General features: G+C 54.4%; 26 protein-coding genes and 6 tRNA genes. 15 read left to right on the forward strand and 17 right to left on the reverse strand.

Going from position 1 to position 26,860, the window contains the following annotated elements; translation table 11 throughout:
• The first annotated feature begins 2 nt into the window (after window positions 1–2).
• Window positions 3–593, forward strand: coding sequence for a cysteine dioxygenase (locus P6287_RS13850; RefSeq protein WP_192411429.1), 591 nt, complete (start codon window positions 3–5; stop codon window positions 591–593).
• Window positions 586–2,202, forward strand: a complete 1,617-nt coding sequence (locus P6287_RS13855; protein ID WP_277973926.1) for a rhodanese homology domain-containing protein — start codon at window positions 586–588, stop codon at window positions 2,200–2,202. The genes P6287_RS13850 and P6287_RS13855 overlap by 8 nt, the downstream gene beginning before the upstream one ends.
• A gap of 124 nt (window positions 2,203–2,326) precedes the next feature.
• On the opposite strand, the gene P6287_RS13860 is transcribed toward P6287_RS13855, so the two are convergent.
• Window positions 2,327–2,402: transfer RNA gene (locus tag P6287_RS13860), tRNA-Ala, on the reverse strand.
• A gap of 42 nt (window positions 2,403–2,444) precedes the next feature.
• Window positions 2,445–2,520: transfer RNA gene (locus tag P6287_RS13865), tRNA-Ala, on the reverse strand.
• A 362-nt stretch (window positions 2,521–2,882) separates the two neighbouring features.
• Here P6287_RS13865 and P6287_RS13870 point away from each other — a divergent pair.
• Both P6287_RS13870 and P6287_RS13875 read left to right on the forward strand, forming a co-directional pair.
• Window positions 2,883–3,671 carry a formate/nitrite transporter family protein gene (locus P6287_RS13870; protein WP_277973927.1) on the forward strand — a complete coding sequence of 263 codons (789 nt, stop codon included), beginning with the start codon at window positions 2,883–2,885 and terminating at the stop codon, window positions 3,669–3,671.
• Between the two features lie 111 nt (window positions 3,672–3,782).
• The gene (locus P6287_RS13875; RefSeq protein ID WP_110866524.1) at window positions 3,783–4,136 is read left to right on the forward strand and encodes a YfeC-like transcriptional regulator; all 354 of its coding nucleotides are present in this window, start codon (window positions 3,783–3,785) and stop codon (window positions 4,134–4,136) included.
• Window positions 4,137–4,171: 35 nt separating this feature from the next.
• Here P6287_RS13875 and gltX read toward each other — a convergent pair whose 3' ends face one another.
• Window positions 4,172–5,593, reverse strand: a complete 1,422-nt coding sequence (gene gltX / locus P6287_RS13880) for a glutamate--tRNA ligase (RefSeq protein WP_101763585.1) — start codon at window positions 5,591–5,593, stop codon at window positions 4,172–4,174.
• Window positions 5,594–5,866: 273 nt separating this feature from the next.
• Here gltX and P6287_RS13885 point away from each other — a divergent pair.
• From P6287_RS13885 to P6287_RS13905, 5 genes are all read left to right on the forward strand, one after another.
• A tRNA-Val gene (locus P6287_RS13885) sits at window positions 5,867–5,942 on the forward strand.
• 49 nt (window positions 5,943–5,991) lie between these two features.
• Window positions 5,992–6,067 (forward strand) — tRNA-Val (locus P6287_RS13890).
• 41 nt (window positions 6,068–6,108) lie between these two features.
• Window positions 6,109–6,184, forward strand: a tRNA-Val gene (locus P6287_RS13895).
• Window positions 6,185–6,188: 4 nt separating this feature from the next.
• Window positions 6,189–6,264 (forward strand) — tRNA-Lys (locus P6287_RS13900).
• A 161-nt stretch (window positions 6,265–6,425) separates the two neighbouring features.
• A complete protein-coding gene (locus P6287_RS13905; RefSeq protein WP_101763584.1) occupies window positions 6,426–6,755 on the forward strand; it encodes a FlxA-like family protein in 330 nt (109 codons plus the stop codon).
• Here the strand turns inward: P6287_RS13905 and P6287_RS13910 are convergent.
• Window positions 6,752–7,672 carry a LysR family transcriptional regulator gene (locus P6287_RS13910; protein WP_101763583.1) on the reverse strand — a complete coding sequence of 307 codons (921 nt, stop codon included), beginning with the start codon at window positions 7,670–7,672 and terminating at the stop codon, window positions 6,752–6,754. The genes P6287_RS13905 and P6287_RS13910 overlap by 4 nt on opposite strands.
• Before the next feature lie 102 nt (window positions 7,673–7,774).
• Here P6287_RS13910 and P6287_RS13915 point away from each other — a divergent pair, with 102 nt between their 5' ends.
• On the forward strand, window positions 7,775–8,776 hold the full coding sequence (locus tag P6287_RS13915; RefSeq protein ID WP_101763582.1) for a bile acid:sodium symporter family protein: 1,002 nt from the start codon (window positions 7,775–7,777) through the stop codon (window positions 8,774–8,776).
• Between the two features lie 31 nt (window positions 8,777–8,807).
• Here P6287_RS13915 and P6287_RS13920 read toward each other — a convergent pair whose 3' ends face one another.
• From P6287_RS13920 to zipA, 3 genes are all read right to left on the reverse strand, one after another.
• Window positions 8,808–9,026 carry a DUF3820 family protein gene (locus tag P6287_RS13920; protein ID WP_101763581.1) on the reverse strand — a complete coding sequence of 73 codons (219 nt, stop codon included), beginning with the start codon at window positions 9,024–9,026 and terminating at the stop codon, window positions 8,808–8,810.
• A 1-nt stretch (window position 9,027) separates the two neighbouring features.
• Window positions 9,028–11,046, reverse strand: a complete 2,019-nt coding sequence (gene ligA / locus P6287_RS13925) for an NAD-dependent DNA ligase LigA (RefSeq protein WP_277973928.1) — start codon at window positions 11,044–11,046, stop codon at window positions 9,028–9,030.
• Window positions 11,047–11,114: 68 nt separating this feature from the next.
• Window positions 11,115–12,092 (reverse strand): cell division protein ZipA, encoded by a 978-nt coding sequence (zipA, locus tag P6287_RS13930; protein ID WP_277973929.1) that lies wholly within the window; start codon window positions 12,090–12,092, stop codon window positions 11,115–11,117.
• A 217-nt stretch (window positions 12,093–12,309) separates the two neighbouring features.
• Between zipA and cysZ the strand changes: the two genes are divergently transcribed.
• From cysZ to crr, 5 genes are all read left to right on the forward strand, one after another.
• The gene (gene cysZ / locus P6287_RS13935; RefSeq protein WP_101763578.1) at window positions 12,310–13,068 is read left to right on the forward strand and encodes a sulfate transporter CysZ; all 759 of its coding nucleotides are present in this window, start codon (window positions 12,310–12,312) and stop codon (window positions 13,066–13,068) included.
• A gap of 140 nt (window positions 13,069–13,208) precedes the next feature.
• Window positions 13,209–14,180 (forward strand): cysteine synthase A, encoded by a 972-nt coding sequence (gene cysK, locus P6287_RS13940; RefSeq protein ID WP_277973930.1) that lies wholly within the window; start codon window positions 13,209–13,211, stop codon window positions 14,178–14,180.
• Window positions 14,181–14,568: 388 nt separating this feature from the next.
• Complete coding sequence (gene ptsH, locus P6287_RS13945; protein WP_137386243.1) at window positions 14,569–14,826, forward strand: phosphocarrier protein Hpr; 258 nt, start codon at window positions 14,569–14,571, stop codon at window positions 14,824–14,826.
• 157 nt (window positions 14,827–14,983) lie between these two features.
• On the forward strand, window positions 14,984–16,711 hold the full coding sequence (gene ptsI, locus P6287_RS13950; protein ID WP_110866519.1) for a phosphoenolpyruvate-protein phosphotransferase PtsI: 1,728 nt from the start codon (window positions 14,984–14,986) through the stop codon (window positions 16,709–16,711).
• 41 nt (window positions 16,712–16,752) lie between these two features.
• Window positions 16,753–17,256, forward strand: coding sequence for a PTS glucose transporter subunit IIA (gene crr, locus P6287_RS13955; RefSeq protein ID WP_008107804.1), 504 nt, complete (start codon window positions 16,753–16,755; stop codon window positions 17,254–17,256).
• Between the two features lie 224 nt (window positions 17,257–17,480).
• Here crr and P6287_RS13960 read toward each other — a convergent pair whose 3' ends face one another.
• From P6287_RS13960 to P6287_RS14005, 10 genes are all read right to left on the reverse strand, one after another.
• Window positions 17,481–18,842: an ATP-binding protein gene (locus tag P6287_RS13960; RefSeq protein WP_210081296.1), complete on the reverse strand. Its 1,362-nt coding sequence runs from the start codon at window positions 18,840–18,842 to the stop codon at window positions 17,481–17,483.
• Window positions 18,839–19,519 (reverse strand): response regulator transcription factor, encoded by a 681-nt coding sequence (locus P6287_RS13965; protein ID WP_008107810.1) that lies wholly within the window; start codon window positions 19,517–19,519, stop codon window positions 18,839–18,841. The genes P6287_RS13960 and P6287_RS13965 overlap by 4 nt, the downstream gene beginning before the upstream one ends.
• 176 nt (window positions 19,520–19,695) lie before the next feature.
• Window positions 19,696–20,577, reverse strand: coding sequence for a cysteine synthase CysM (cysM, locus tag P6287_RS13970; protein ID WP_110866517.1), 882 nt, complete (start codon window positions 20,575–20,577; stop codon window positions 19,696–19,698).
• A 72-nt stretch (window positions 20,578–20,649) separates the two neighbouring features.
• Window positions 20,650–21,738 (reverse strand): sulfate/thiosulfate ABC transporter ATP-binding protein CysA, encoded by a 1,089-nt coding sequence (gene cysA, locus P6287_RS13975; RefSeq protein WP_277973931.1) that lies wholly within the window; start codon window positions 21,736–21,738, stop codon window positions 20,650–20,652.
• Entirely contained in the window at window positions 21,728–22,600 is an 873-nt protein-coding gene (gene cysW, locus P6287_RS13980) for a sulfate/thiosulfate ABC transporter permease CysW (RefSeq protein ID WP_277973932.1), read from the reverse strand. Before cysW ends, cysA begins: the two co-directional genes overlap by 11 nt.
• Window positions 22,600–23,433: a sulfate/thiosulfate ABC transporter permease CysT gene (gene cysT / locus P6287_RS13985; RefSeq protein ID WP_064739484.1), complete on the reverse strand. Its 834-nt coding sequence runs from the start codon at window positions 23,431–23,433 to the stop codon at window positions 22,600–22,602. Before cysT ends, cysW begins: the two co-directional genes overlap by 1 nt.
• Window positions 23,433–24,449: a sulfate ABC transporter substrate-binding protein gene (locus P6287_RS13990; protein WP_277973933.1), complete on the reverse strand. Its 1,017-nt coding sequence runs from the start codon at window positions 24,447–24,449 to the stop codon at window positions 23,433–23,435. The genes cysT and P6287_RS13990 overlap by 1 nt, the downstream gene beginning before the upstream one ends.
• Before the next feature lie 270 nt (window positions 24,450–24,719).
• A complete protein-coding gene (locus P6287_RS13995; protein ID WP_277973934.1) occupies window positions 24,720–25,616 on the reverse strand; it encodes a Dyp-type peroxidase in 897 nt (298 codons plus the stop codon).
• A 101-nt stretch (window positions 25,617–25,717) separates the two neighbouring features.
• Entirely contained in the window at window positions 25,718–26,338 is a 621-nt protein-coding gene (locus P6287_RS14000) for an RpoE-regulated lipoprotein (protein ID WP_192411420.1), read from the reverse strand.
• Window positions 26,339–26,401: 63 nt separating this feature from the next.
• Complete coding sequence (locus P6287_RS14005; protein ID WP_277973935.1) at window positions 26,402–26,854, reverse strand: DUF2919 family protein; 453 nt, start codon at window positions 26,852–26,854, stop codon at window positions 26,402–26,404.
• Between the last annotated feature and the right edge of the window lie 6 nt (window positions 26,855–26,860).

The raw sequence follows: 26,860 nt of genomic DNA on the forward strand, positions 1-26,860 counted from the left end.
TTATGAGCCAGTATCAGCACCAGCGCCTGCGTGATTTTGTCACCAATCTTGCCAACTTGCTGGATGCACAGCCGGAGGAGGCCACAGTGTTGCAGCGTGGCAGCACGTGGCTTGGCGAGTTGATTCGCCACGACGACTGGCTGGACGACGCCTTTACCCAACCTCATCCCGAACACTATCAACAATATTTGTTGTATGCCGATGCGCAGCAACGCTTTTCGGTGGTGAGTTTCGTCTGGGGGCCAGGCCAGCAAACGCCGATTCACGACCATCGCGTATGGGGACTGATTGGCATGCTGCGCGGCGCAGAGATTTCACAATCCTGGCAGCCGGGGCCAAACGGATTGCAGCCGGAAGGCGCGCCAGTCCGACTCGATCCCGGCCGCGTTGAAGCGGTGTCGCCGACGGTAGGCGATATTCATCGCGTCAGCAACGCCTATGACGACCGCGTCTCCATCAGCATTCACGTTTATGGCGCCAACATTGGCGCGGTCAAACGCGCGGTCTACCGCGAAGACGGCAGTGAAAAAACGTTTATCTCCGGTTACAGCAACCGTTACTTACCGAACATTTGGGACCTTTCACATGACTAAACCGGTTTTCCCTTTACGCCAGGCGGCGGAAATTATTGAGGCCCTGCGTCAGCAGCAGGAAGTGGCGATTGTCGATGTGCGCGATGAAGCGCTGTTTGCCACCGCGCATCCGTTGTTTGCGGTGAATATTCCACTGTCAAAACTGGAGCTTGAGCTGCTGGACCGCATTCCGCAGCGCACCACCGCGATCACGCTGTATGACGGTAACGAAGGCCTGGCGCAAACCGCTGCCGAACGGATTGCCGCGCTGGGTTACAGCCATGTCGCGCTGCTGGCAGATGATTTGGCCGGCTGGCAAGCGGCGGGCGGCGAACTGTTTATCGACGTGAATTCACCCAGCAAAGCCTTTGGCGAGCTGGTTGAGCATCACAATCACACACCTTCTTTGTCTGCGGACGAGGTGCATCAGCTGATTAACAGCGATGCTAACGTGGTGGTGCTCGATGCGCGTCGTTTCGATGAATATCAAACCATGAGTATTCCAGGCGCCACCAGTGTGCCGGGCGGTGAACTGGTGCTGCGCGTACGTGACATCGCGCCATCGCCGGAGACCACGGTGATAGTGAACTGCGCCGGCCGCACGCGCAGTATCATTGGTACGCAATCGCTGGTGAACGCCGGGATTCGCAATCCGGTGTTCGCACTGCGTAATGGTACCATCGGCTGGACGCTGGCCGGGCATGCGCTGGATAAAGGCCAGTCGCGCCGCTACGGTGAGGCCAGCGAAACCGCACAGCGTCAGGCGGCGAACAATGCGCGCATCATCGCCGATCGCGCCGGTGTGGAACGTATCCCACTCGCCAAGCTGAAACGCTGGCAGCAGGAGACGCGCACCACTTATCTGTTTGATGTGCGTGATGCCGACGAATACGCCGCCGGGCATCTGCCTGGCAGCCGCCATGTGCCGGGAGGTCAACTGGTGCAGGAGACCGATCATTACGCCAGCGTGCGCGGTGCGCGCATTGTGCTAATTGATGATGACGGCGTGCGTGCCAATATGACCGCATCCTGGCTGGCGCAGCTTGGCTGGCAGGTTTCGGTGCTGGAGGAGCTGCAGGCCAGTGATTTCAGTGAACGCGGTAACTGGAAAGCGCAGGTGCCGCCCGTCGCTCAACCTGAATTCATCTCACCGCAGCAGTTAGCGGAATGGTTGCAGGAAGGGCAAACGCAGGTACTGGATTTCACCACGCGCGCGAACCATCTCCACAACCATATTCCGGGCGCGGCCTGGTTGCTGCGCTCTACCCTGCAGCAGCAAGGCAAAGCATTGTTGCCGGAGGCACGTCGCTATGTTCTGACCTGCGGCAGCAGCCTGCTAGCGGGTTATGCGGTGCAACAAGTGGCTGAGCTGACCGGCAAGCCGGTGTTTGTGCTGGAGGGCGGTAACGCTGCCTGGCGCGAAGCGGGTTTGCCGACGGAGCAAGGAGAGCAGCAACTGTTGTCCCCGGCCATTGATCGCTATCGTCGCCCGTATGAAGGCACCGATATTGAAGCGGGCGTGATGCAGGCGTATCTGGACTGGGAATACGGTTTGGTGGCGCAGCTGGATCGCGATGGCACGCACGGTTTCCGGGTGCTGCAATGGCAGCCGCAGGCTGTTTCGGCCTGATGATAATTTGCGTGGTGAGTGATGAGGTCGCCAAAATGGCGGCCCTTTAAACGACAAAATCGCAATTTATTACTTTGCGTTTAGGAAGGTGATTTTTTGAAAGTGTTCAGGAAAAACAGAGATTTGGTGGAGATAAGCGGGATCGAACCGCTGACCTCTTGCATGCCATGCAAGCGCTCTCCCAGCTGAGCTATACCCCCACATCTGGAAATCATTTTTCGGTCAAACCGTTGGGAGCGGTTTGGTGGAGATAAGCGGGATCGAACCGCTGACCTCTTGCATGCCATGCAAGCGCTCTCCCAGCTGAGCTATACCCCCGAACCGAAAAACTGCCGAGTAAACTCGACGGACGGGATAATATGAAACCGCCCCTTGAGTGTCAACGTCAAATTCTCGTTCTGTGTTTGATCGCTGAAAAAGGCGTCAACCCCGCGTCAGCATGGCTTTTTTTTCAACACGCCATCCCGCTTCGCGACTATTTATATGCACCATCCGGCAATGCTTCCCCACTCCAACCTCAACCCTGCGTTAACTTTAGGTTAAAGATGTTAGAAGCAGTCTTGTTTTCGTTAAAAGTGCGTGTAAAACTTAGCGCGCTAATTAACCGGTCATCCTACCAGGGTGTTCTCTCAATGACCGGCCAGCAACGTCCCCATTAATCCATAAAAGAAAAGTGAACTATGTCGCTGCATACACCTAAAGAGATCGCCCAACTGGCGATTCAAGCTGGCGTGGCTAAAAGCCGCCTGCCTATCTCCACCTTGTTGATTCTTGGCTTTATGGCCGGTGCGTTTATCGCCACTGGCTTCCTGCTCGATCTGCATGTCATTAACCAACTGCCTGCTGAATGGGGTTCATTCGGCGTGCTACTCGGCGCTGCGGTGTTCCCGGTCGGGTTGATCATGACGGTACTGGCGGGCGGTGAGCTGCTTACCGGCAATATGATGACGATGCCCATCGCCTGGTTCGCTCGTCGCATCAGTGGCTTCAGCGTTCTGCGTAACTGGTTTTGGGTTACCCTCGCCAATTTCATTGGCAGCGTTGCGGTTGCATGGTTCTTTGGTCACATGCTGGGCATGACCGAAGGCGATTACCTGAAAAAAACCGTGGCGATTGCGCACGCAAAAGTGAATGCCGATTTCCTGCACGCCTTTATTTCCGGCGTGGGCTGCAACTGGCTGGTGTGTCTGGCGGTGTGGCTCGCCTTCGCCAGTAAAGATGTAGTGGGTAAAATTTTCGGTATGTGGTTCCCGGTGATGGCGTTCGTGGCGATTGGCTTCCAGCACGTCGTCGCAAACATGTTTATTGTTCCGGCAGCGATTTTTGCCGGCCAGATGAGCTGGGCGGAATTTGCGCCAAACGTGATCGCGGTGTTCCTCGGTAACGGCGTGGGCGGTGCAATTTTTGTTGGCCTCACCTATTTCATCGCTTTCCGTCCGGAACAAGCCGCAGTGAGCCAGCCGCAATAACCGAATTTTGCCTTTTGTTGGAGAGCAGAAGGCATTTTCTGTTCAGGTTACTTTTCCCCGTTACGTTTTGTTGTAATATGTAGAACTAATGTATTTAACAGGGACAGCATCGTGAAAAAGGAATGGCTTACCCCCGAGGAGCTCGCGCAGGAAACGGGCTACAGTCGGCAAACGGTGAATAAATGGATTAAGCGTGAAAACTGGACAACCACGCCAAAGCCCGGTGTTCAGGGCGGTAAAGCGCGATTGATCCATATAGATGAGCGCGTAAAGAGCTTTGTTCAATCCACCCGCCACGCGAACGAACCGGCGGCTAATTACGGTGCACAACAAAATACGTTACCTGCGTTATTAATAAATTCTGTCCAGCAAATGACGGCAGCGGAGCAAGAGCAATTTGCGGCGTTGTTGTTGCGGGAGGGAATTCGAGGCGTACTGGAACGTCTGGGGATTCAGGAAGAATAAATAAGCCGGAAGCAGATGCTTCCGGCTTTTTCATATTATGCGTTTGCTTCGCGCTCCGCGATGAATGCCAGAGCTTTTTCGATTCGCGCAACGCTGCGGCTGCGACCAATTGCTTCCACCGTCACATCCAGCGCCGGTGACTGACCAGAACCGGTCACCGCTACACGCAGTGGCATACCGACTTTGCCCATCCCCAGCTCCAGCTCATCTGCCGCAGACTGAATTGCATGATGCACATTCTCTGCGTTCCAGTTGCTGTCGCTGATTGCAGCCAGTTTGTCGCGCACCACTTCCAGCGGCTGACGCGCGACCGGACGCAGATGCTTCTTCGCCGCGTCAGCATCAAAGGCTTCAAACTCTTCATAGAAGTAACGGCAAGATGCCGCAATCTCTACCAGGGTTTTGCAACGCTCGCCCAGCAAGGTAACCAGCTTTGCCAACTCCGGACCGGTGCGGGTATCAATCTTCTGCTGCTCAATATGCCATTGCAGCTGCGTAGCAACGTACTCTGGCGGCAGCGTATTAATGTAGTGATGATTTAGCCACTGCAGTTTTTCAGTATTGAAAGCACTGGCCGACTTACTCACGGCATCCAGAGTGAACAGCTCTGCCATTTCCGGCACGCTGAAAATCTCCTGATCGCCATGTGACCAGCCAAGACGTACCAGATAGTTGAGCAGCGCTTCCGGCAAATAACCGTCATCACGATACTGCATCACGCCAACAGCGCCATGACGCTTGGACAACTTCTTACTGTCATCGCCGAGGATCATTGATACGTGCGCGTAGGTTGGCACTTCTGCACCGATCGCTTTCAGGATATTGATCTGGCGTGGCGTGTTGTTGATATGGTCTTCACCACGAATCACGTGAGTGATGCCCATATCCCAGTCATCCACCACCACACAGAAGTTATAGGTGGGTGAACCGTCGGTACGGCGAATGATCAGGTCATCCAGTTCCTGGTTGCTGAATTCAATCGGACCACGAATCTGATCGTCAAAGATGACAGAACCGTCCTGCGGGTTGCGGAAGCGCACCACGCACGGCTCATCAGCGGCGTGATGTTCATGGCTGTCGCGGCAGCGACCGTCATAACGCGGTTTTTCGCCTTTTTCCATCTGCTCTTCACGCAGCGCATCGAGACGTTCTTTACTGCAGTAGCATTTATAGGCCGTGCCCGCTTCCAGCATGTCGTCGATCACCGCGTTGTAGCGATCAAAACGCTTGGTCTGATAATACGGACCTTCATCCCAGTTAAGGCTCAGCCAGTTCATACCATCCATGATGGCTTCAATGGCTTCCGGTGTGGAACGCTCCAGATCGGTATCTTCGATACGCAGAACGAATTCGCCTTTGTTATGGCGAGCATAAAGCCAGGAGTAAAGAGCAGTACGAGCACCGCCTACGTGCAGATAGCCCGTTGGGCTGGGTGCGAAGCGAGTTTTGATTTTCATTCAGCATTGCCTTAAATGCGCAGGTTTCATTGTCTGGATGACAAAAAAACGGGTTAACGCGAAAAAACAGTGCGCACATTCTAGCAGGTGAGGCTGATTCCTCAATGATTGTCGCGGTGGCATCCCGGTTTGCTGTGCGCTTTTCTGCTAATGAAACCAGCACATTGGCGAAAAGCGCCCCACGATGATTATTTTTAAAGCGAACGCACATTTAAGTTTTAAAAACCGTTGACTCACTTTGAAGGATCCCTATAATGCGACTCCACACAGCGGGGGTGATTAGCTCAGTTGGTAGAGCATCTCCCTTACAAGGAGGGGGTCGGCGGTTCGAGCCCGTCATCACCCACCACTCTTTAGAAGGTTTAAAGATGGCCCGCAGTGAACAAGAGATAAGATATGGGTGATTAGCTCAGTTGGTAGAGCATCTCCCTTACAAGGAGGGGGTCGGCGGTTCGAGCCCGTCATCACCCACCATATCTTAGTCAGATGACACTCTTGTTAAGCAGTACCGAAGTGGGTGATTAGCTCAGTTGGTAGAGCATCTCCCTTACAAGGAGGGGGTCGGCGGTTCGAGCCCGTCATCACCCACCACTTCGGGTCGTTAGCTCAGTTGGTAGAGCAGTTGACTTTTAATCAATTGGTCGCAGGTTCGAATCCTGCACGACCCACCAATGTAAAAAGGCGCCCTAAAGGCGCCTTTTTGCTATGCGTTAAATCTGTGGTTAATGCGACAAATCCCAACAAAACCTTTTCGCAAGTTTAACACTCCCTGCCCTCAAGCCTCCTTATACTCTGACCGATAACGATAATGGTCTATTGCAAGGAGAAAACCATGTCTATATCCAGCGTAGGTAGTGTCAGTACCGCAAGTAGCGGCGGCGGTTCCACCTCAGAAATCGCCAGCCTCTATAAACAGATTCAATCCATTACTAAGCAGCTGAAAGATCTTTCCAGCGACGATACGCTCACCGATGAGCAAAAGTCTGAACAGGAGCAGATGCTGCAATCACAGATTCAAATGATTGAAGCGCAAATCGCGCAGATTGAGCAGCAGCAAGCTGAGAAAGCGCAACAGAAACAGGAAGCACAGCAACCTGCGGCCACCAAAGCTGATGGTATTAACCGCCCAACTGATACCAATCAAATCAACGTGTACGTTTAAAACGCCGGCTTTAGCATGCGTTGTTGCGTCAGCAGGGCTGCCTGCTGGCGCACTTCCTGCCAGATCGCTTCTGCGGCGGGTGTCAGCGAGCGGTTTTTGCGCTTTATCAGCATCAGGCTGCGATTAATTTCCGGATAAAGACGCCGCACCGTGAGTTTGCGTCCTGACGGCAGCGGCAAGGCCAGCGCAGGCAGAATACTGATGCCAATTCCCGCTTCCACCATCGGATAAAGCGTAGCGGGATGACCGATTTCCTGCACCACATGCACACTCAACGCCAGCTGTTGCAGCGCGGCATCAACTAACACGCGACTGCCAGAAGCATAATCCTGCAGCACCATATTGCGTCCCGCCAGCATCGACCATTGCGCCTGTTCAATTTGCGCCAGCTCGTCATCTTCATGACACAGCAGTAAAAAAGGCTCCTGCAAAATCTCTTCGCTGTCGAAATCAGTGTCGTTGAGCGGGCCAATTACAATGCCAAAATCAACCTCCGCATTGCGTACGCTTTGCAGCACCCATTGCTGTACGCGGTCATGCAGGATGACGCGGATATCCGGATAGCGCTGCTGGCTGCTGGCCAGGCACTGCGGCATCAGATGGGCAGAAGGCGTTTGGCTGGCGGCAACACGCACCGTGCCGCTGCGCTGTTCGCCATAGCTGCGCACATCCAACACGGTGGTATTGAGGTCGTCCAGCAGACGATTAAGCCGTGTGGCCAGCTGCTGCCCCGCCTCGGTCAGCATTACTTCCCGCGTGGTGCGATCGAGTAAGCGCACGCCCATTTCCGCTTCCAGCTCTTTAATGCTGTGGCTGACCGCCGATTGACTCAAACCAATCGCTTGGCCGGCCAGACTGAAGCTGCCGTGATGCGCCACCGCGACAAAGGTGCGCAACTGACGTAAGGTGTAATTCATCGATATCGCTCATAGATTGATGCAATAAATCAATTTTATTTCTAAACCCAGCAGGCGCACAATCAGCACCATCATTTTTTTAAATTTAACCGGATTTTAACAATGGGATTTTTACGCCTCGATCCGATGATGATTAAACTCATCATTACCGTGCTGCTGGCCAGCTTTATTCCTGCCAAAGGCGTCTTTGTCGATATCTTCGAATATCTGACCACCGCCGCCATCGCCCTGCTGTTCTTTATGCATGGCGCCAAACTGTCGCGCGAGAAGATCATTGCCGGCAGCAGCCACTGGCGTTTGCACTTGTGGATTATGTGCAGCACCTTTGTAATTTTCCCGATTATTGGTTTGCTGATTGTCTGGTGGCATCCGGTTAACGTCAGCCCGGAGATTTACACCGGCTTTATCTATCTGTGTATTCTGCCAGCGACCGTGCAATCCTCAATCGCCTTCACCTCAATGGCGGGCGGCAACGTCGCCGCTGCGGTCTGTGCAGCTTCAGCCTCCAGCCTGCTCGGCGTATTTGTCTCGCCGCTGCTGGTGAATCTGGTGATGAATGTGCATAGCGAAATGCCGGGCAACGGTCTGGAGCAGATTGGCAAAATTATGCTGCAACTGCTGGTGCCGTTTGTTTTAGGACATCTGTCGCGTCGCTGGATTGGCGCGTGGGTCGAGAAGCATCGCAGCCTGATTGGTAAAACCGACCAAACCTCGATTCTGCTGGTGGTTTACTCCGCCTTCAGTGAAGCGGTGGTGAACGGCATTTGGCATCGCGTGGGCGTGGATACCTTGCTATGGATTCTGGTTGGCAGCGTGCTGGTGCTGTTTATCGCACTGGCGATTAACCTGGCGGCATCGCGCCTGTTTGGCTTCAGCCGTGCGGACGAGATTGTGGTGCTGTTCTGTGGCTCGAAAAAGAGTCTGGCGAACGGTGTCCCGATGGCCAACATCCTGTTCCCGGCCAGTTCCGTGGGGATAATCGTGCTGCCGCTGATGATTTTCCATCAGGTGCAGTTAATGGTGTGTTCTTTCATTGCCCAGCGCTACAAAGCCGGCAATGAAAAACGGCTGGCGCAGCAGCAAGTAGAAGCGCAGAAGTCCTAAATATTACGGCCCGCAAAAGCGGGCCGTTTTGTTATTCATTGCGCTTGAGCGGTTTGATTAAACCTTCCAGCCCTTCGATCTTGATGGTCAGCGTCAGCTGCATCAATTCGCCTAACTTACCGGCCGGGAATTCATCTTTGCGAGCGAACCACAGCAAATACTCCTCCGGTACATCAATCAGCGCTCTGCCCTTGTACTTGCCGAACGGCATCACGGTGTTGGCAATTTCAACCAGTTGCTGTTTATCCATGTTACGCTCCGAGCAGGCGAATCATTTCCGCTTCGTCGATCACCGGAATGCCGAGCTCCTGCGCTTTCGCCAGCTTGGAACCGGCCGCTTCCCCCGCAATCAGCAAATCGGTTTTCTTCGACACGCTACCGCTCACTTTAGCGCCCAACGCTACCAGACGCTCTTTGGCATCATCGCGATTCATCTGCGACAGAGAGCCGGTCAGTACCACGGTTTTACCGGCAAATGGACTATCAATTTCTTCGACATTGACCACTTCAACCTGCGGCCAGTGCACGCCAATCTCTTCAGTAAGATCGCGAATAACGGCGCGGTTGCTCTCTTCATCCATAAAGTTACGCACATGCGTCGCCACCACTTTGCCGACATCTTGTACTTCAATCAGCGCATCGAGATCGGCGTTCATCACCTTTTCCAGCTCGCCAAAGTGATTGGCAAGGTTGGCGGCAGTGGCTTCGCCCACTTCGCGAATACCCAGCGCATAGAGGAAACGTGCCAGCGTGGTGGATTTGGCCTTTTCCAGCGCATCAACCACGTTCTGAGCCGATTTAGGGCCCATGCGATCGAGTCCGGTTAGCTTACCGGCAGTAAGGCGGAACAGATCGGCTGGCGTTAAGACGTACTCTTTCTCCACCAACTGATCGATGATCTTATCGCCCATGCCATCGACATCCATCGCACGACGCGAAACGAAGTGTTTAAGTGCTTCTTTACGCTGCGCGCCACAAATCAGGCCGCCGGTGCAGCGCGTCACAACTTCACCTTCCACGCGTTCAACGTCTGAACCGCACACCGGGCAATGACCTGGGAAGACGATTTCACGCGTCTCTGCCGGGCGCTCCGATTCCACCACGTTGACCACTTGCGGAATCACGTCACCGGCGCGGCGAATCACCACCTTGTCGCCAATGCGCAAACCCAGTCGGGCAATTTCATCGGCGTTGTGCAGCGTGGCATTACTTACCACAACGCCCGCAACCTGAACCGGCTCCAGACGCGCGACGGGCGTAATCGCGCCGGTGCGGCCCACCTGGAATTCGACATCGCGCACGAACGTCATCTGTTCCTGCGCCGGGAATTTAAAGGCTACAGCCCAGCGCGGCGCTCGCGCCACAAAGCCGAGCTGCTCCTGCAGCGCCTGCGAATCGACCTTGATAACCACGCCATCGATATCGAAGCCGAGCGACGGGCGCTCCTGCTCAACCTGACGATAAAACGCCAGCACTTCATCGGCGCTGTGTGCCAGGCGAATACGATCGGTGACTGGCAATCCCCACGCCTTAAACTGTTGCAGACGTTGCCAATGGCTGGCAGGCATTTCACCGCCTTCCAGCAGACCAAAACCGTAGCAGAAGAAGGTCAGTGGACGTTTAGCGGTGATGCGCGAATCGAGCTGGCGCAGTGAACCGGCCGCGGCGTTGCGTGGGTTAGCAAAGACTTTCGCGCCGGTGCGACGTGCTTCTTCATTCAGCTTTTCAAAACCGCTTTCGGTGATAAACACTTCGCCACGCACTTCAACGCGTGCGGGGATGTTATCGCCATGCAGCCGCAGCGGAATGGCGTGAATTGTGCGCACGTTCGCCGTGATGTTCTCGCCGGTGGTGCCATCTCCGCGCGTCGCCGCACGCACCAGAAGGCCATCTTCATACAGCAAGCTCACGGCTAGACCATCCAGCTTGAGCTCGCAGCAGTAAGTCAATTCGTCAGTGCTTTTAAGGCGATCCTGCACGCGTTTATTAAAGGCAAGGAAGCCCGCTTCATCAAAGGTGTTGTCCAGCGATAACATCGGCACTTCATGACGCACTTGCTCAAAAGCCGCCAGCGGTGCCGCACCCACGCGTTGGGTGGGTGAATCAGGGGTAATCAAATCAGGATGTGCGCTTTCCAGCTCGCGCAGCTGAACCATCAATCGGTCATACTCTGCATCCGGAATTTCCGGCGTATCCATCACGTGGTAGAGATATTCGTGGTGACGTAACGTGGTGCGCAGCGCGGTGATCTGCTCCTGAACCGATTTCATAGTCTCTTATCCGATAAAAAACCCCCGACAGGCGGGGGTTATATTTGTTTTGACTCAGCTAGCGGCGATTAACCGATAACTTCGCGAATACGCGTTTTGTAGGTTTCCAGCTTCTGCGGCGTCATCATGCGACGCTCATCATCCAGCACCACGCCGCCTACATCATCAGCGATACGCTGCGCGGATTGCAGCATCAACTTGAAGTTCTGATTCGCATCGCCGTACGACGGCACCATCATGAAGATCGAGACGCCAGGCGTTGAGAAATTCCCCATTTGATCCGGATCGAATGAACCCGGCTTCACCATGTTCGCCAGGCTAAACAGCACCGGACCGCTGCCGGCTGGGCTAAGATGGCGATGGAAAATGTTCATCTCACCAAACTGGAATCCGGCCTGCAGGATGCCCTGCAACAGCGCTTCACCGTTCAGTTCGCCGCCCGCATGTGCAGCGACGTGCAGCACTAATACGGCTTCTTTTTTACTGCCAGGCGCAGCAGCCGCTGGCTGTGGCGCTTCTGGTTGATGTGCAACTGGCGCTTCAGGTTCGAATTCTGGCTCTTCTGCGGCGAGGAATTCAGGTGCAGGTTGAGTCGCGGAAAGCGGTTCGTTATCCAGCAAAGGATCGGCCTGAATCGGTTGTGGTGCAGGCGCTGCCGTTGGCTTCGCCACTGGCGCTTGCGGCGCAGCCGGCTTACGCACTTCTGGCTCGTCATCCAGCAGCGGATCGCCTAATAATGGGTCAGCCTGACGTGATGCCGGTTGACGTACAGGTTCAGGCGCACGCGGCGCGCTCGCTGGACGTGCAGTGAATTCAGGTTCTTCATCCGCATCACGAGGACGACGTACACGGACTTCGCCGACGCCATCATCTTCTTCGCTCAGCAGATCTTCATCGGCTTCTTCGCGCTGTTTCAGACGTTTGTGCGGGCGATCACGAAACACGGAGGAGCGCTCTTTACGGCTGGTCCACAGTCCATGAAGTAGCAGCGCTATTATGGCGATCGCGCCAACAACGATTAATATCAGACGCAAATCCTGCATCATTGTATTCTCTGTTGTTCCAATACCTTGCCACCACGGCAAACTTTATCCTCTAACTGTATTTGCCCAGCTAAACAAGTGCAAGTCTGTGCAGTATTTTCTGACAAATTAGATAGCTGCCCCACGCTTTTTTGCTGTTTTTTCGCGCAAACACTGCCTGAAGCCGATAAAAAGCCAGGTTATGATGGTCGCGCCGCTATATTTAGGAGAAAGGCTCGCTATGCCCGCAGGAAATTCGGTCTCAACATTTAATGGTGTTCACTACTTCGCTGAAGGATGGAAACTGGTGCGCCTGCCCGGCATTCGTCGCTATGTCATCATGCCGCTACTGATCAACATCGTGCTACTTGGCGGTGCCTTTATCTGGTTGTTTCAGCGCTTGGGGCAGTGGATCCCGGCTTTAATGTCACATATCCCTGACTGGCTGCAGTGGCTGAGTTATCTGCTATGGCCGCTCTCAGTGATTTCGATTGTGTTGGTATTCAGTTACTTCTTTTCGACTCTGGCAAATCTGATTGCCGCGCCCTTCTGTGGCTTGCTCGCCGAGCAGCTTGAAGGGCGATTGACCGGAACGCCATTACCAGATAGCGGTTGGGTGGGCCTGATAAAAGACATACCGCGCATCATGAAGCGAGAGTTTCAGAAGCTCGGCTACTATTTGCCGCGTGCGCTTGGTTTGCTGTTGCTGCACTTTATCCCCGGCTTTGGACAAACGGTGGCGCCCGTTCTATGGTTTTTATTCAGTGCGTGGATGCTGTCCGTGCAGTATTGCGACTACCCATTTGATAACCACAAAGTGAGTTTCCAGCAGATGCGCCAGGCGTTGCGCCAGCACAAAAGCGCAAATATGCAATTTGGTGCGCTGGTTAGCCTGTTCACCATGATCCCGATTATCAATCTGGCGATTCTGCCGGTTGCGGTATGCGGTGCAACGGCCATGTGGGTGGATCGTTATCATGCACAACATGCACGCCGCTAAAGCTTTAAATCGTCTTATGCATTTTTGCGTAAGGCTTATGGTTGTGCGCTATATAGATATGCGATTTCTTTCCTTCCGCACATCATTAGAAAAGGTATGCTCTGAGGGTTCCCAATATTTCATACAGTTAAGGACGAGCTATGAGTAAGATCTATGAAGACAACTCTCTGACAATTGGTCATACGCCGCTGGTTCGACTGAACCGCATCGGTAACGGCCGCATTCTGGCTAAGGTCGAGTCGCGCAACCCGAGCTTCAGCATCAAATGCCGTATCGGTGCCAATATGATTTGGGACGCGGAAAAACGCGGTATTTTGAAGCCGGGCGTTGAGCTGGTTGAACCAACCAGCGGTAACACCGGTATTGCGCTGGCTTACGTCGCCGCAGCGCGCGGTTACAAGCTGACGCTAACCATGCCAGAAACCATGTCAATTGAGCGCCGCAAGCTGCTGAAAGCGCTGGGAGCTAACCTGGTGCTAACCGAAGGTCCTAAAGGCATGAAAGGTGCCATCGCAAAGGCGGAAGAGATTGTCGCCAGCGATCCGGACAAATATGTGCTGTTGCAGCAGTTCAGTAACCCAGCCAACCCGGAGATCCACGAAAAAACCACCGGTCCAGAAATTTGGGAAGACACCGACGGCGAAGTGGACGTGTTTATTGCGGGCGTGGGCACCGGCGGTACGCTGACAGGCGTGAGCCGCTACATCAAGAATACCAAAGGCAAGACCGAGTTGGTTACCGTTGCCGTTGAGCCAACCGATTCACCGGTTATTGCTCAGGCACTGGCGGGCGAAGAGATCAAACCAGGCCCACATAAAATTCAGGGCATCGGTGCCGGCTTCATTCCTGGCAACCTTGATCTGGAATTGATCGACCGCGTAGTGGCGATCACCAATGAAGAAGCCATTAGCACCGCCCGTAAGCTGATGGAAGAAGAAGGTATTTTAGCAGGTATCTCTTCAGGTGCTGCCGTTGCTGCCGCGCTGAAGCTGCAAGAAGATGAAGCCTTCGCCAACAAGAACATCGTGGTGATTCTGCCCTCCTCTGGCGAACGTTATTTAAGTACCGCACTGTTTGCCGATCTCTTCACTGAGAAAGAACTCCAGCAGTGATGCTTAAAGTCTGAAACTGACGAAAAAAGCACCCGAATGGGTGCTTTTTTGTGGTGCAGATCTCACTTTTATCACCAGACAGATTGCTTTCAGTGATGCGGCTCTGGTATTTAAGCTTCCAATTATTTCGGTGCCTGAAATTAATCTGCCTTTGAAGTGGATCAAGCTGAATCGATTTACTGATTTGGCGAAACGGCGAATCACGGCATAATGAGAAGAGTGACGCATTCGTGCAGTTTTTGATCTGTCACTGTTAATGACGTACTCATTCGAGCGCATTTTATGGTGAGCTTAAAGCCATACCAGCGCACCTACACAGGCTAAAGTTACGGCTCCAGGCTAGACTTTAGATCCATAACACCAAACCTGATAAAGTTGGGGAAATAGAATGTTCCAGCAAGAAGTTACCATTACCGCACCTAACGGCCTTCATACTCGTCCTGCAGCCCAGTTCGTTAAAGAAGCAAAGGCTTTTAATTCAGAAATCAATGTGACCTCTAATGGCAAATCTGCCAGCGCGAAAAGCCTGTTCAAACTGCAGACTTTGGGTCTGACTCAAGGTACGGTTGTTACGCTGTCTGCTGAAGGTGAAGACGAGCAGCAAGCGGTTGAGCACCTGGTCAAGCTGATGGCTGAGCTGGAGTAACCGGCTCAGTTCGCAACTAAACCAACCCCTTTGCCCCATTGAGTGCAAATATCTTGATCGCGGACAATCTGTCCGCGTTATTGCATCTTTAGAGTACTGCTCCGCGAAAGTGGCGACGCATCGGGTCAATGAGCCATCGTGATTAAAAGGTAGGGTTATGATTTCAGGCATTTTAGCATCACCGGGTATCGCTTTCGGCAACGCACTTTTGCTGAAGGAAGATGAGATCGTCATCAGCCGTAAAAAAATTACTGACGATCAGGTTGAGCAGGAAGTCCAGCGCTTCCTTGATGGACGCAGCAAAGCTGCTTCACAGCTCGAAGCCATTCGCATTAAAGCCGGTGAAACCTTCGGTGAAGAGAAAGCGGCGATCTTTGAAGGTCACATCATGCTGCTCGAAGACGAAGAGCTTGAGCAGGAAATCATCGACCTCATCAAGAAAGACCACGCTACCGCGGACGCCGCTGCTCACACCGTGATTGAAGGCCAGGCCGTTGCACTGGAAGAGCTGGATGACGAATACCTGAAAGAGCGTGCGGCTGACGTACGTGATATTGGTAAGCGTCTGCTGCAGAACATTCTCGGTCTGCACATTGTCGACCTGAGCGCGATTGCTGACGAATCTATTCTGGTGGCGAAAGATTTAACGCCGTCAGAAACCGCACAGCTGAACCTGAAGAAGGTGCTGGGCTTTATTACCGATCTGGGTGGGCGTACTTCTCACACCTCGATCATGGCGCGTTCGCTTGAGCTGCCTGCGATTGTCGGCACCGGCAACGTGACTGCCACCGTAAAAAACGGTGATTTCCTGATCATTGATGGCGTGAACAACAAAATTTACGTCAATCCAACTGATGACGTGCAGGAAGAACTGAAAGCAATTCAGACTCAATATCTGTCTGAAAAGCATGAACTGGCGAAACTGAAAGATCTGCCAGCCATTACGCTGGACGGCCATCAGGTTGAAGTCTGCGCTAACATCGGTACCGTGCGTGATGTTGCCGGTGCTGAGCGCAACGGCGCGGAAGGTGTTGGCCTGTATCGTACCGAGTTCCTGTTTATGGACCGTGATTCACTGCCAACCGAAGAAGAACAGTTCCAGGCTTATAAAGCCGTGGCTGAAGCCGTGGGTTCGCAGGCGGTTATCGTGCGTACCATGGACATCGGCGGCGACAAAGATCTGCCTTACATGAACCTGCCGAAAGAAGACAACCCGTTCCTCGGCTGGCGCGCGATTCGTATCGCAATGGACCGTAAAGAGATTCTGCATGCGCAGCTGCGCGCGATTCTGCGTGCATCCTCATTCGGTAAACTGCGCATCATGTTCCCAATGATCATTTCAGTAGAAGAAGTTCGCATTCTGAAAGGCGAACTGGAGCTGCTGAAAGCGCAACTGCGTGAAGAAGGCAAATCCTTTGATGAGACCATCGAAGTCGGCATCATGGTTGAAACGCCAGCATCCGCAGTGATTGCTCGCCATCTGGCGAAAGAAGTCGACTTCTTTAGTATTGGGACAAATGACCTGACGCAGTATACTCTGGCGGTCGATCGTGGTAATGATTTGATTTCACACCTCTATAACCCAATGACGCCATCTGTTCTTGGCCTCATTAAGCAAGTGATCGACGCATCACATGCCGAAGGGAAATGGACCGGCATGTGTGGTGAGCTGGCTGGTGATGAACGTGCTACACTACTGTTACTGGGAATGGGGCTGGACGAATTCAGCATGAGCGCCATTTCAATCCCAAGCATCAAGAAAATCATTCGTAATACTAATTTCGAAGATGCGAAGGCATTGGCGGAGCAGGCTCTGGATCAACCAACAGCGGATGATTTGATGAATTTGGTCAACAAGTTCATTAAAGAAAAAACGCTCTGCTGATCCACGGACGCTAGCCTCAAATTACTGCTTAGGAGAAGATCATGGGTTTGTTTTCTAAACTTTTTGGCGAAAAATCAGAGAGCGCGTCAGGCACTATTGATATCGTTGCGCCTCTGTCAGGCGAAATCGTAAATATCGAAGACGTACCTGATGTGGTATTCGCTGAGAAAATCGTGGGTGACGGTATCGCAATCAAACCAACCGGCAACAAAATGGTTGCACCGGTTGATGGTACTATCGGCAAGATTTTCGAAACTAACCACGCATTTTCAATCGAGTCTGATAACGGTATCGAACTGTTTGTTCACTTCGGTATCGACACGGTTGAGCTCAAAGGTGAAGGTTTCAAACGCATCGCTGAAGAAGGCCAGAAGGTTAAGAAAGGCGACGTGGTGATCGAGTTTGATCTGGCACTGCTGGAAGAGAAAGCGAAATCCACGCTGACGCCGGTTGTAATCTCGAACATGGACGAGATTAAAGACCTGATCAAACTCTCCGGTCAGGTAACTGTGGGCGAGACTCCGGTTATCCGCATTAAAAAGTAAGCTTCGGCTGATTCGTGAGAATTGCAAAACGGCACCCAATGGGTGCCGTTTTTTGTTTACTTAACTCTGTATGTGCGAGGAGCGGTCAGGACGACGGGTCAGATCGTAAAGACGGCATAAACCGTCCCTGGGCCTCGGCCCGCGCCGTCCATGGCGCGGGACGCTTTACTCCTCTGCCCCGTCGTCCTGCCCGGTGTAGCAAATGTGCGCGTTATCAGGAAAAATCATTCCTGTTTCCAGCGCGGTAACCTTAACGTTAACTCCAGACCACCTTCCGGGCGATTTACCGCCTGAACTTCGCCGTGATGCGCCAGAATGACCTTACGCACAATCGATAACCCCAAACCGTAGCCTTTGCCCATCAGCGGAGAATTAACCCGTACAAAAGGATCGAAGATGCTCGAAAGCTTCTCATCGTCCACGCCCGGCCCTTGATCGCGCACGCTAATTGCCAGCCACTGATTTTCCGCCTGCAGCCGCACGTTGATGTGCTGCCCTTTGTGCGAGAATCGCAGCGCATTACGCAGCACATTCTCCACACCACGACGAATCAGTTCCGCATTGCCGTGAACGGTGTAATCGGCATTCTCATCCACCTGGAAATCGACAATCACGCCGGGAATTTGCGCTTCGTAGCGCACATCGGTCACCACCGCATGCAGCAGGCCGGTAAGGTCGAAATATTGTTCTCCCGGCATACTTTCGTGCTCAGCGCGCGAAAGCGTCAGCAGCTCGCCAATCATCTTGTCGAGGCGTCGGGCTTCCTCATCAATGCGATTGAGCGAGGATTCGACGGATTCCGGCGTCTGCCGCGCCAGGCCGGTCGCCAGCTGCAAGCGCGCCAGCGGTGAACGCAGCTCGTGGGAGATATCATGCAGCAGCTCCTCACGTGCTTTCACCAGCGTATCGAGGCGCTCCACCATCGCATCAAAATCCTGCGCAACGTTCGAGAGCTCATCATGGCGTTTACGCATCACCGGATAGAGCCGTACCGACAAATCACCGCTGGAGACGCGCGCAAAGCCCTCACGCAGCTGCCGCATTGGTCGCGTCAGGTTCCACGCCAGCAGCAGGCTAAACAGCAGCCCCAATGCGCCAGCGAAGGTAAACATCGGTTCGGGGATATTCAGGATGCGGCGCGGGCGGCCGCCGCCCATTGAGCTGTCTTCGCGCAGACCTTTAACGTCGTAACGCAGCTCGTACTGTTTGCTATCCTGCCCTTTTACCCAACGCACAATCACATCAGGAAACGGTCCCTGAAAGGGTTCGTTGATGCTTTCTGGCGGCGCATTGTTGGGCGTCGCAGCGGGTTTTTCGTGCTGGATCACCGAGAAGAATTGCCGATCGTTCGGTTCCCAGTCCGCCATCATGTCATCAAGCGAGCTGGGACCACCGCGCTCCAGCACTGAAACCGCTGACGCCATTTGCAGATTAACGATACGCCGAATCGCCACCAGCTCTGGCGGCTCATGTCGATTACCGGAGAGCGTAAAACCTAGCCACAACAGTTGGCTGATGATGACAAACACAATCCAGAAGCCCAGCAAAATTTTCCAGAACATGCGGCCGCGATAGCTGTGTTTCATCGAATGCGATAACCAATACTGCGCACAGTTTCAATGTTGACGCTGTCGGCAGTTAACGCTGCCAGCTTTTGACGGATGTTGCTGATATGCACATCAACGCTACGATCGTAAGCTTCGCGCGGACGGCCAAGGCCTTTTTCCGACAGCTCATCTTTCGACACCACGCGATCCGGCGCACGCAGCAGCAAATCCAGCAAGTTAAACTCTGAAGCCGTCAGATCGAACGCTTTGCCCTGCCATTCGGTGATACGCGTGGCGGGATTGAGGCTGAGATCGCCCCAGCGCAGCAGCTCTTTCTTATCCGGCAGCGGAGTCTGATCTTCAAAGCGACGCAGCACGGCGCGCAGACGGGCCACTAGTTCACGCGGATAGCACGGTTTCGGCATGTAATCATCCGCCCCCATTTCCAGGCCGATCACCCGATCAATATTGTCGCCTTTCGCCGTCAGCATAATCACCGGTAACCGGCTGTTCTGTCGCACCTGGCGCAGCACATCGATGCCGCTCATATCAGGCAGCATGATGTCGAGAATCATTGCGGTATAGTTGCCCGATAACGCGCCTTCCACCCCGGCGCTACCGGTTAAAACCAGTTGTGTTTCAAAACCTTCAGCAATCAGGTATTGGCTCAACATGGTGCCAAGTTCTACATCATCATCAACCAGCAGAATTTTCATCGTTATCTCTCGTGTAAATTGCCGCTATTTTGTCCTGAGTCCACAACGAACGCAGCCGGTTTTACGCGATCCTTACGTTGCTTACGTCAGACGAATATTACGAAGACTATAGACAAAAATGGCCTGGACGTACCATCACAGTACGCGCAGGCCAAATCATCGGTGGGAAAGTGGGATCAGTGGAAAACGCCGGTTGAGAGATAGCGGTCGCCGCGATCGCACACAATCGCCACCACCACGCTGCCAGGCTGGGCCGTGGCGATACGCAATGCGCCGGCCACCGCGCCGCCAGAGCTGACGCCACAGAAAATCCCTTCACGCTGCGCCAGCGCGCGCATGGTCTCTTCCGCCTCGCGCTGCGCCATATCTATTACCTCATCCACTAACTCCGGGCGGAAGATGCCGGGCAGATAGGCTTCCGGCCAGCGACGTATACCGGGAATGCTGCTGCCCTCTTGTGGCTGCAGGCCAATTATCTGCACCGCTGGCGCGAACTCTTTCAGGTAACGTCCAACGCCGGTAATGGTGCCGGTGGTGCCCATGCTGGAGACAAAATGCGTCATGCGGCCAGCGCTTTGCTGCCATATTTCCGGGCCCGTGGTGAGATAGTGGCCCAGGGGATTATCGGGATTGTTGAACTGATCCAGCACGCGTCCTTCGCCGCGATCGGCCATCGCCTGCGCCAAATCGCGTGCCCCTTCCATGCCCTGCTCGCGCGATACCAGCAGCAATTCAGCGCCGTAGGCGCGCATCGCATCCTGGCGCTCCTGGCTCATGTTATCGGGCATCAGCAGGCGCAGCTTGTAGCCCTTCATCGCGGCGATCATCGCCAGCGCAATGCCGGTGTTGCCGCTGGTGGCTTCAATTAAGGTATCGCCCGGTTTGATGTCACCGCGCAACTCCGCCTGATGAATCATCGACCAGGCCGCACGATCTTTGACGGAACCGGCTGGATTGTTGCCTTCCAGCTTTAGCCAGATCTCGCTGCCGTTATCAGGCGTCAGCCGCTGCAACTTTATCAACGGCGTATTGCCGATGGTATTTTCCAGTGTGGTCACGGTTTAATTCCAGACGAAAGAGGGGCAAATAAAACGGGCGGGAAAGTCCCGCCCGAAGGAGTGTCAAAAATATCAGGCGCTCTCGGCAAAGGCAACCGGGCGCAGCGGCGTAGTGCCATGGTAAATTCGCGCCTGTTGCAGGCCAACGAACAGGCGTTCACCACGCATCGGCGCATGGTGATCGCCGTCGAACACCACGGAGAACACCTCGCCCTGCCAGCCGCTCGGCTGAACTACCAACTGCCAGAAGTGGCCGCGCGGGCTGATCTCCAGCACCTGCACCGGCAAAGGCGTTTCCAGGCTGCTCTGGCGTGAAATATCGATCTCCCACGGACGCAGGAACAGTTCAACTTCGCCCTGATGCGCAGGCGTGTAGCCCAGCGACCAGCGATGCGCGGCCACATGGAACTGCGAGCCGTGTACTTCGCCTGTAAAGCGATTCACTTCGCCAAGGAATTCCAGCACAAAGCGCGTCGATGGATCGCGCCATACGTCATCTGGCGTACCAACCTGTTCAATGTTGCCCTGGCTCATCACCACCACGGTGTCCGCCACCTCCATCGCTTCTTCCTGGTCGTGGGTCACGAACACGCTGGTGAATTTCAACTCTTCATGCAACTGACGCAGCCAGCGACGCAACTCTTTACGCACCTGCGCATCCAACGCCCCAAACGGCTCATCCAGCAGCAGAATTTGCGGTTCTACCGCCAATGCACGCGCCAGCGCTACACGCTGCTTCTGTCCACCGGACAACTGCGCCGGGAAGCGGTTGCCCAGATGGGAAAGTTGTACCATCTCAAGCAGACGCGTAACGCGCTGTTTGATCTCAGCAGCACCTGGACGTTCGCGACGTGGCAGAACAGTAAGGCCAAAGGCGATATTGTCGAACACCGTCATGTGGCGGAACAGCGCGTAGTGCTGGAACACAAAGCCCACCTGACGATCGCGCGCATGAATGCGGCTGACGTCTTTGCCATTGAAATGGATCTGTCCGCTGTTCTGATGTTCCAGCCCAGCGATGATACGCAGCAGCGTGGTTTTACCAGAACCGGATGGCCCCAGCAGCCCCACCATCTTGCCGGAAGGAATATCCAGAGAGATGTCGTTAAGAACCGATGTGCGGTCAAACGATTTGTTGATTTGTTTAATCTCAATGCTCATGATTTTCCTCCTGTAGGCGCTTCTGCTGATGCTCTAATCGCCACTGCACCACGCTTTTCAGAAACAGCGTTACGATTGCCATCAGGGTCAGCAGCGCGGCGGCAGTAAAGGCGCCCACGGTGTTGTAATCCTGATGCAGTAATTCAACCTGAAGCGGCAAGGTATAGGTTTCGCCGCGAATCGATCCCGAAACCACCGAGACCGCACCAAATTCGCCAATCGCACGTGCGTTGGTCAGCACCACGCCGTACATCAGCGCCCAGCGGATATTCGGCAACGTCACGCGGCGGAACATCTGCCAGCCGGATGCGCCGAGCAACACCGCCGCTTCATCTTCGTGACTGCCCTGGCTCAGCATCACCGGCACCAACTCACGCACCACAAAAGGACAGGTAACGAAGATGGTGGCCAGCACCATGCCCGGCCAGGAGAACATAATCTGAATATTATGCGCATCCAGCCAGCCACCGGCAGGACCGTTGACGCCCCAGAACAGCAGATACATCAAACCGGCAACCACCGGCGACACGGCAAACGGGATATCAAACAGCGTCAACAGCAGCTGGCGGCCGGGAAAGGTGAAGCGCGTCACCAGCCACGCCAGCAGCGTACCGAACACCATGTTGACCGGTACGGTAATCAGCGCCACCAAAAGGGTCAGCCAGATGGCGTGCAGCATGTCGCCATCTTTCAGGTTACTCAGCGAGGCAACCCAACCCTGGTTGAGCGCTTCCCAGAAGATGGAAACCATCGGCACCATCAGCAGCAGGATGGAAACCAGCGCACCGATGCCAATCAGCAGCCACTTGCCCCAGTTGATTGGCTGGCGGTCGGCGTGGTTGATGTGTGAAATCTCCGCCATCAGTGGCCTCCTAAGCGACGGCCGAAGCGGCTCTGCAAGGTGTTAATCGCGAACAGCAGCAGCAAAGAAGCCGCCATGATCACCGAGGCGATGGCGCTCGCCGCCGGATAATCAAACTCCTGCAGACGCACGAAAATCATCAGCGAGGTCACTTCCGTTTTCCAGGCGATGTTGCCGGCGATAAAGATCACCGCGCCGAACTCACCGATGCTGCGGGTAAACGACAGCGCAGTGCCGGCCAGCAATGCCGGCGCCACTTCTGGCAGCACCACGCGACGGAAGCTCTGCCAGCGCGTTGCGCCCAGCGTTTCCGCGGCTTCTTCATATTCCGGACCTAACTCTTCCAGCACCGGCTGCACGGTACGCACCACAAACGGAATGCTGGTAAAGGCCATCGCCACAGCGATGCCGAGCCAGGTGTAAGAGACTTTAATATCAAAATGCGCCAGCCACTGACCGTACCAGCCGTTGACCGAAAACAGACCCGCCAGCGTTAAACCTGCCACCGCAGTCGGCAGCGCAAACGGCAGATCCATCAAACCATCCAGCAGCGTGCGGCCGGGGAAGCGATAACGCGTCAGAATCCACGCCATCAGCATGCCGAAGACGGCGTTGAACAGCGAGGCCACGCCCGCCGCCAGAATCGTCACTTTATACGCGGCGATCAGCTGTGGATGGCTAATCACCGCCCAGTATTGCGCCAGCGTCATCTGCGACAGCTGCATCAGCAGCGCGCTGATTGGCAGCAGCAGAATCAGACAGGTGAAGAGTAAGCTGGTGCCGAGACTCAATCCAAAGCCGGGCAAAACACGTTTTTGAGCGAGCGCGAACATTAACCGCGCCCCGCTGCCAGTAATTTGTCCAGATCGCCGTCATTGGCAAAATGGACTTTCATCACGTTATCCCAGCCGCCAAAGGCGTCTTTGACGTTGAACAGTTCAGTCTGTGGGAAGCGATCTTTCTGCTCCGCCATCAGCTGCGGGTTATTCACGCGATAGTAGTAAGTGGTGATGATTTTCTGCGCTTCAGGCGTGTAGAGATAATTAAGATAAGCTTTGGCCGCGTCTGCGGTGCCGTTGTGCTCGACATTTTTGTCGACCCACGCCACCGGGAACTCCGCCAGAATATTGGTTTTTGGCACGATCACTTCGTAGTCGTCTTTGCCGTACTGATTACGGATGTTATTCACTTCCGATTCAAAGCTGATCAGCACATCGCCCAGACCGCGCTCGGCAAAGGTGGTGGTCGCACCGCGACCGCCGGTATCAAACACTTCCACGTTCTTGAGGAACTTCGCCATAAAGGCTTCAGTTTTGGCTTTATCTTTGCCATCCGCCTGATCGGCAGCGCCCCACGCGGCGAGATAAGTGTAACGGCCGTTACCCGAGGTTTTTGGGTTAGGGAAAATCAGCTTCACGTTATCGCGCGCCAGATCGGCCCAGCTGTGAATCTGCTTTGGGTTACCTTTACGCACCAGAAACGCCATGGTGGAGTAAAACGGTGAGCTGCTGTTTGGCAGACGTTGTTGCCAGTCAGCGGGAATCAGTTGGCCTTTGTCGTGCAGCACCTGCACATCGGTCACCTGATTGTAGGTCACCACATCGGCGCGCAGCCCTTGCAGAATCGCCAGCGCCTGCTTAGAAGAACCGGCGTGCGACTGCTTGATGGTCAGCTTGTCATTAGGATGGGCAGCGTCCCACTGTTTTTCAAAGGGTGCATTCAGGGCAACGAACAGTTCGCGCGAAACGTCGTAAGAGCTATTCAGCAACTCGGTCGCTTGCGCCGCACCGGCTAAAGCACACGACAGCGCGATACCGCCAAGCCATTTTTTCGAAATCGGAAGTGTCATGCTGCACCCTGAAAGACGGCAGTTAAGCCAATGCCATTAGATGCTGTCAGTGTATTTATAACTCAGGGGAAAGCTGTAACGGTTTTATATATCGTTTAGGGATTTCAAAGTCTAAAAAGGCATAAGACGGCGGGAGAGTTTATGCGGCGAATGGAAATGTAAATCGGCACTAAGCGATTCATTGCGCAATAAATGGCGCCGCGACAAATTAAGTGCTGATATCCGTAGCGGCGCGATGAATCGCGCCAGGTTGACCTTAATACATAAAGGTTACAGCGCTTGCAAAGCATCCAGCGACGGCGCAAAAAAGTAGCTGCCGCTAACCGGTTTGGTGAAGCGCAGCATGGCGTCCATTTTGCCGTCGCGCTCGCCGAACATGCTTAGCAATTGCTGCTCGATATTGTAGAGACGATGGCAGTAAGAGATGAAGTACAGCCCATGCGTGCCACTGGCGCTGCCGTATGGCAGGCTCTGGCGCAGAATCTTCAGCCCTTTGCCCTCTTCTTTCAGATCGACGCGGCTGAGATGCGATGTCGCAGGACGCTGATCGCCCGGCAGCTCTTCATCCGTCTCTTTAGTACGGCCAATAATCGCTTCCTGTTTCTCCACCGCCATGCGGTTCCACAGCTTAAGGTTGTGCTCCCAGCGCTGGGTAAACACATAGCTGCCGCCCGCATCCGCGCCTGCGCTGATAATCGCTACCTCCTTGCGCGCTTCGCCCTGCGGATTTTCCGTGCCATCGACGAAGCCCGACAGATCGCGATCTTCAATCCAGCGGAAACCGTGCGTCTCTTCTTCGATATTGACCGCAGCGGCAAAGGCGCTAAGTGCCGCCTGAGCCAGCGCGAAGTTCACGTCGTGTCGTTGAGATTGAATATGGATCAGCAAATCGCGCTGCGTGGCAGGCGCAATGCCGTTGCCAAGCGCGGCGAAAGCTTTGAGTTCAGGTGCAGAAGCGTTGCCTTGCAGATCGCGCCACAGCGCATCACCAAAGGCGATCACCGCGCCCAATCCGGCATCACTGAATTGCGTCTGCAGCGCTGCAAGCTGCTGTAAGAAGAATTTGCTGCCTTGGCGCAGCGCGTCAAGATCTCCCATGACGCGGGCTTCGAGCCAAATGGCGAAACGGCGGTGCTCCAACAGGATCCCGCTCTGAAACTGAGACATTGCTATGCTCTCCGGCATGAAGATTAGACGACATTTTTTCGCCCGCATCATACCGGAAAGCCACACTTTTTGAGTGGGTTTTTAAGCAAGTTTTATCTGGTTTAACGCTGCCAGACGATCTTGCTGATTTTCCAGCTTTTCAGGGTATCGTCCGACGGCATCAAGCCTTCCGGACCATGCCATTCACCGCTGTAAATGTAGGAGATGTGCTGGCTGCCCGGCGCACGGCACTCAACATCGCGTGCATCAAGACCGGTGACCATTTTGCAGTTGTTAAAGGCTTTGCTGAACTTGTCGCTGAACAGATCGCCGATCTTGCTGCCGTCCGCCGCTTTGGCATCGGCATCCTGCACTTCAATGCGCTCCACGCTGCTGCTGCCGTTAATCACCAATTTAACGTTGTCGCCATCCAGCGCCTGCCAGAAATCCACCACCTGACCACTCTGCGTGCGCATGCCCTGACGCAGTTTGTAATCGCCGTTCAGCGCTTTATGGATGGCGTCTTCCGACATTGAGGTGGTGCTCGTCAGGCCTGCAACGCCTTGCTCGGTAACCTCCAGCGATCCACCAAACCAGCCGAGTGGATTGAGCGCCGACCAGTGATAGCTAAGCGGATTGTACCAATGGCTTTCGCTATCGCTCGCGCTGCCAGAGGAACCCGAACTGGCGCAGCCGGCCAGAACCATGCTGCTAACCAGCAGTGCGTGACGAACAACTTTCATGAAAACTCCTTGATCTGCTAAGCCGATTGGCGTGCCTGTTGGAGTCACAAACCGGCAAAAAGTTTATTCGACCTGCTGATGTTCCGGCAGAAAGCAGTCGCGCAGGCGAGGTTGCGTTTGCAGCCAGAACAACGCCAGCAGGTCAAATAGCGTCAATAACAGCGGCAGCGGCGAGTCGGGAAAGGCGCCTTGCAGCAGGCTGGAACCCTGCAACAGCAGGCTGACAAGTAGCGATGCGCTCAACACATGACGCCAGCTTTGCCACAAGCGCGGCCAGCGCTGGCGATAGCCGGTCAGCAATAAGCCGATAGCCGCCGGAATGCCTAACGCCATCCCCAGCCAGAAGCTTTGGCGGTCGGGATAGAACAGCGCCAGCAAATCATTGCCCTGCTGGCGTGATGCGCCCGCCATCACCAGCAGCAGACAGGTGCGCGCCTGCAATAACAGGATCAGCCAGAAAAGAAACGGCAGCCGCAGCTGCCCTTTCGCATCGTACTCTTCGGGAAGGTATTTCAAACCGAC

The organism is Pantoea sp. X85 (assembly GCF_029623675.1).
Classification (GTDB): domain Bacteria; phylum Pseudomonadota; class Gammaproteobacteria; order Enterobacterales; family Enterobacteriaceae; genus Pantoea; species Pantoea leporis.